1 protein-coding gene is annotated in these 467 nt (G+C 43.3%); it reads left to right on the top strand.

Features of this window, described 5'->3' with window-relative positions; genetic code table 11:
* The coding region (locus F0U47_RS22810; protein ID WP_149752355.1) for a troponin at positions 1–292 on the top strand (292 nt) is incomplete at its 5' end.
* Positions 293–467: the final 175 nt, after the last annotated feature.

Genomic DNA, 467 nt, shown 5'->3' with positions numbered 1-467 from the left:
GGATTTGGAACATGAGGTCAGGAAAAGAGATTATGAGATCTCCGACCTGCACTCCCAAGTCAACGACCTCAGAGGCAAATTCGTCAAGCCCACACTAAAGAAGGTTTCCAAATACGAAAACAAATTCGCCAACCTCCAGAAGAAGGCCGCCGAATTCAACTTCCGTAACCAATTGAAGGTCGTGAAAAAGAAGGAATTCACCTTGGAAGGGGAAGACAAAGAGAAAAAGCCTGACTGGTCGAAGGGCAAGCCGGGAGATCAGAAGGTAAAAGAAGAAGAGGTTGAGGCATGAACATCATAATACCCAAATCATTAAGACCTTTCACCAACTGTCAATAATTATGTGATGTGCCCTATAGTGTGTCTGTCTGCAAAGAGACTTAAATTTTATTTATCTGGCTGCTTGCGCTGTGTCAATGTGTGAGCAAGCCAGATATATAAGTAAAGTTTAAGCAGATCCTGTCCTG

Source organism: Nocardioides antri (assembly GCF_008373765.1).
In the GTDB taxonomy this organism is placed as follows: domain Bacteria; phylum Actinomycetota; class Actinomycetes; order Propionibacteriales; family Nocardioidaceae; genus Nocardioides; species Nocardioides antri.
The sequence above is the reverse complement of the archived record's forward strand: the minus strand, read 5'-3'. Positions and strand labels throughout refer to the sequence as shown.